5 protein-coding genes are annotated in these 4,528 nt (G+C 69.9%); all 5 read left to right on the top strand.

The genetic code is table 11. The annotated features are described in order from the left end of the window. Positions 1-349 (top strand): flavodoxin-dependent (E)-4-hydroxy-3-methylbut-2-enyl-diphosphate synthase (locus ACOJSF_RS08875; protein ID WP_420141852.1); only part of this gene is annotated, 349 nt, incomplete at its 5' end. Between the two features lie 28 nt (positions 350-377). Continuing rightward, positions 378-1,268, top strand: coding sequence for a DMT family transporter (locus ACOJSF_RS08870; protein WP_420141851.1), 891 nt, complete (start codon positions 378-380; stop codon positions 1,266-1,268). Continuing rightward, positions 1,265-1,735 (top strand): GNAT family N-acetyltransferase, encoded by a 471-nt coding sequence (locus tag ACOJSF_RS08865; protein ID WP_420141850.1) that lies wholly within the window; start codon positions 1,265-1,267, stop codon positions 1,733-1,735. Before ACOJSF_RS08870 ends, ACOJSF_RS08865 begins: the two co-directional genes overlap by 4 nt. Then, a complete protein-coding gene (locus tag ACOJSF_RS08860) occupies positions 1,732-2,544 on the top strand; it encodes an ATP-binding protein (protein WP_420141849.1) in 813 nt (270 codons plus the stop codon). Before ACOJSF_RS08865 ends, ACOJSF_RS08860 begins: the two co-directional genes overlap by 4 nt. Positions 2,545-2,612: 68 nt before the next feature. Further along, positions 2,613-4,418 carry a DUF885 domain-containing protein gene (locus tag ACOJSF_RS08855; RefSeq protein WP_420141848.1) on the top strand — a complete coding sequence of 602 codons (1,806 nt, stop codon included), beginning with the start codon at positions 2,613-2,615 and terminating at the stop codon, positions 4,416-4,418. The last annotated feature ends 110 nt before the right edge of the window (positions 4,419-4,528 follow it).

Below are 4,528 nucleotides of genomic sequence, written 5' to 3'. Positions count from 1 at the left end.
GCTCGGCCTGCGCCAGCGCGGCGTGCGCGTCATCTCCTGGCCGTCCTGCGCGCGGCAGGGGTTCGACGTCATCCGCACCGTGCAGACGCTGGAAAGCCGGCTGCAGCATATCCGCGTGCCGATGTCGCTGTCGGTACTCGGCTGCGTCGTCAACGGGCCGGGCGAAGCGCGCGAGACCGACATCGGCCTGACCGGCGGCGGCAACGGCAAGCACATGGTCTATCTGTCGGGGGTGACGGACCACGTCATCAACGACGCCGACATGGTCGAGCATATCGTCAGGCTGGTCGAGGCCAAGGCGGCCGAGATCGAGGCCGCGGCCGCCCCCGTCCCACAGGCCGCGGAATAACGGGATCGCGCGCGTCGCGCCCGGGCCGATGACCGTGACACCGTCCGCCGCCTACGCGGTGGCGATGATCGGCATCGCCACGTTTTCGTGCATGGACGCGTTCATGAAGGGGCTGTCGATCGAGATCGGCGCCTATAATGCGATGCTGTGGCGGTCGATCATCGGCCTGGCGATGAGCATCCCGATGTTCGCGATCTGGGGCAAGGGCTGGCCGGGGCGGTCGACCGCGATCATCCACCTGAAGCGCAGCGTCGCGGCGGGCATTTCGGTGCTGCTGTTCTTCTGGGGGCTGGCGCGCGTGCCGATGGCGGAGGGCGTGACGCTGACCTTCCTGTCGCCGATCATCGCCCTGTTCCTGGCGGCGCTGATGCTGGGCGAGCAGATCCGCCGCCGCACGATCGGCGCGTCGCTGCTGGCGTTCGCCGGCGTCGGCGTGATCCTGAGCGGCCGGGCCGGCGGGGAGGGCGGGCCGGACGCGCTGCACGGCGCGTTCGCGATCATCGTGGCGGGCATGTTCTACGCCTATAATCTGGTGCTGCTGCGGCGGAGCGCGCTGCTCGCCGGGCCGGTCGAGATCACCTTTTTCACCAACCTCGTCTTCGTCGGGCTGTACGGGATCGCGGCGCCGGTCGCGGCGACGGTGCCCGATGCGGGCCAGGTGCTCCGGCTGAGCGCGGCGGCGGGGCTGGCGATCATCTCCTCGCTCGCGCTGGCCTGGGCCTATGCGCATGCCGAGGCGCAAAGGCTGGTGACGGTGGAATATACGGCGTTCGTGTGGGCGACGATCCTCAGCGCTATCGTGTTCGGCGAGCGGCTGCTGCCGCTGACCGTGGCGGGGGCGGTGCTGATCATTGCGGGATCGATCATCGCCGCGCGTGGCCGCGCGGCCCCCGCGCCGGCGACCGAGGCGGCGGCATGATCGTCCGCCGCGCCCGGACCGACGACGTCCCCGCCATCCTTCGCCTGATCCGCGCGCTCGCGGCCTACGAGCGCGCGCCCGACGCGGTGCATGCGACCGAACAGACGCTGGCTGCAACCCTGTTCGGACCGGATGCGCGGGTCTTCGCGCATGTAATTGAGATCGATGGGGAAGTGGTAGGTGTCGCGGTCTGGTTCCTGAACTATTCGACCTGGACCGGGCGGCCGGGCCTGTATTTGGAGGACCTGTTCGTGAGCGAAGCGGCGCGCGGCACGGGCGCGGGGCGGGCCCTGTTCCGCGCGCTGGCGCGCGAGGCGGTCGACCAGGGCTATGCGCGGATCGACTGGGCGGTGTTGGATTGGAACGAGCCGGCCAAGCGGTTCTATCGCGCGATCGGCGCGCGGCGGCAGACGGGCTGGGAGCCGTGGCGGCTCGACGGCGAGGCATTGGAGGCGATGGCGCGATGAACGAAGACCTGCTGGCGCGGATCGCGGTGGCGCTGGAGCGGCTGGCGCCGTCGCCGCCGGAAAGCGCCGACCCGCTCGGCCACCCGGCCTATGTCTGGCGCGAGGGCGTGCTGCAGGCCGCGCGCGCCTTCGCGCCGCTCCCGCTCGACCTGCTCGAGGGGATGGATGCGCAGCGCGACGCGGTGGTGGGCAACCTCCGCCGGCTGGCGGACGGATTGCCCGCGCACGACGTGCTGCTGTGGGGCGCGCGCGGGACGGGCAAGTCGGCCCTCGTGAAGGCGGGCGTGGGCGCGGTGCAGGCGGAGGGCGGCGCGCTCGCTTTGGTCGAGGTCGCGGGCGATGCGCTGGCGAGCCTGCCGCGCCTTTTCGCGACGCTGGCGGACGTGCCGCGCAGCTTCGCTTTGTTCATCGACGATCTGGGTTTCGGCGAGGCGAGCGAGGCGCCGCGCCTGCTGCGATCGATGCTGGAGGGCGGGGCGGAGGCGCGGCCGGGCAATACCCGCCTGCACGTCACCGCCAACCGCCGCCATATCGTGCCGCGCGACCTGTCGGAGAATGATCCGGTCAACCCGCGCGACGTGGCCGACGACAAATTGGCGCTGGCCGACCGTTTCGGCCTCAGCCTCGGCTTCCATGTCGTCGACCAGCCGACTTATGTCGCGATCGTCGAGGGCTATGCGCGCGCTTATGGCCTAACGGTCGAACCGTCGGAGGCGATCAGCTGGGCAACGCAGCGCGGCGGGCGATCGGGCCGCGTCGCCTGGCAATATGTGGTCGAGCTGGCGGGGCGACAGGGTAAGCGCCTCTGACCTAATTGACCGCGCGCGGAGCGTCGGTAATCTTGCGCGCAATTCCAGTGATTCCGGAGCAGACCTTCATGGACCGTCGCGCGTTTCTCTCGTCCGGCGCAGCCGCCGCCGTGGCCGCTTCCTATCCCTCGATCGCGTTCGCGCAGAGTGGGGACGCGGCGCTGTCGGCGTTGTTCGACCAGATCTTCGCCGACACGCTGACGCGCTCGCCCGAACTGGCGACCTCGCTTGGCCTCGACAAGGGCGCGAATGCCGCGCTCCGCCACAAACTGTCCGACCGCTCGCTCGCCAGCGCCGCGCGCGAGACCGCCGCGACCAAGGCGTGGATCGCGAAGCTGGAGGCGATCGATCCCAACGGCCTGTCCGCGCCCGCGCGGCTCAACCGCGAGATCGTGCTTTATTCGCTCAACACATGGGTCGCGCCGTGGGACCAGTTCAAGCTGGACGGCGTGATCCGGCCCTATCGCATCTATCAGCAGGGCGGAGCCTATTTCTCGGTCCCCGACTTCCTCAACGGCACGCACACGATCGCCAGCGCGGAGGATGCGGAGGCCTATCTCGATCGGCTCGCGACCTTCGCCACCGCGCTCGACCAGGATACGCAGGTCCAGCGCGAGGAGGCGGCGCGAGGCTTCCTCGCCCCCGATTTCTCGATCGACCTGACGCTGGGTCAGCTCGCCAAGCTGCGCGCGCCGGCGCCGGCCGAAAGCAACCTCGTCCGCTCGCTCGCCACCCGCGCGCAGGCGAAGGGAGTCGCGGGCGACTGGGCGGGCCGCGCCACCCGGATCGTGGAGACGCAGGTCTACCCCGCGCTCGATCGCCAGATCGCGATGATGCGCCAGCTCCGCCCGCAGGCGAGCGACATTGCGGGGGCGTGGCGCCTGCCGCAGGGTGATGCGATCTATGCGATGGCGCTCCAGCAGGCGACGACCACGACGCTCAGCCCGGACGAGGTGCACCGGATGGGGCTGGAGCAGGTCAAGCAGATCACCGCCGAGCTCGACGTCATCCTCAAGGCGCAGGGCTACAGCAAGGGCAGCGTGGGCGAGCGGCTGACCGCGCTCAACGCCGATGCGGCGCAGCTCTACCCCGACACCGCCGAAGGGCGCGCGGCGCTGATCGCCAGCCTGAACGACGGCGTGCGCGACATGGCCGGTCGGCTGCCGCAGGCGTTCCTCGACATCCCGAAGACCCCCCTCGAAATCCGGGCGGTGCCGGTCGAGATCCAGGACGGCGCGTCGAACGGCTACTACCAGCGCGGCGCGCTCGATGGGTCGCGCCCGGCCATCTACTTCATCAACATGAAGGATCTGCGCGACTGGCCGAAATACACCCTGCCGTCGCTGACCTACCATGAGGGCCTTCCCGGCCATCATCTCCAGATCAGCATCTCACAGGAGTCGAAGGACATTCCGGTGCTGCGCAAAGCGACCGGCTTCTTCTCCGCCTATACCGAGGGCTGGGCGCTGTATGCCGAGCAGGTGGCAGACGAGTTGAAGGCCTATCGCTCGCCGATCGAGCGGGCGGGCTACCTCCAGTCCTTCCTGTTCCGCGCGGCGCGGCTGGCGACCGATACCGGCCTGCATGCCCGCAAATGGACGCGCGAGCAGGCGACCGACTACATGGTAACGACCACCGGCTTCGCCCGTCCGCGCGTGCAGCGCGAGGTCGAGCGTTACTGCACGATGATCGGCCAGGCGTGCAGCTACAAGGTCGGGCACATGGCGTGGAGCGCGGCGCGGCAGCGCGCGGAGAAGGCGCTGGGCGCGAGGTTCGACCTCAAGCAGTTCCACACCGTGCTGCGCGACGGCGCGATGCCGCTGACGATCCTTGACCGCGTGGTCGACCGCTGGATCGCGACGCAGAAGGGCTGAGGCCTGAAAAGGGGGCGGCCGCGGCCGCCCCTTACGCGCGTCATCCCCGAAGCCGTGCGGTGAAAGGTTCGGAACGGCCCCATGCGATCGGCGTTTCGGAGCGGCAACGA

Source organism: Sphingomonas sp. (assembly GCF_048594985.1).
Taxonomy (GTDB): Bacteria; Pseudomonadota; Alphaproteobacteria; order Sphingomonadales; family Sphingomonadaceae; genus Sphingomonas_I.
The sequence above is the reverse complement of the archived record's forward strand: the minus strand, read 5'-3'. Positions and strand labels throughout refer to the sequence as shown.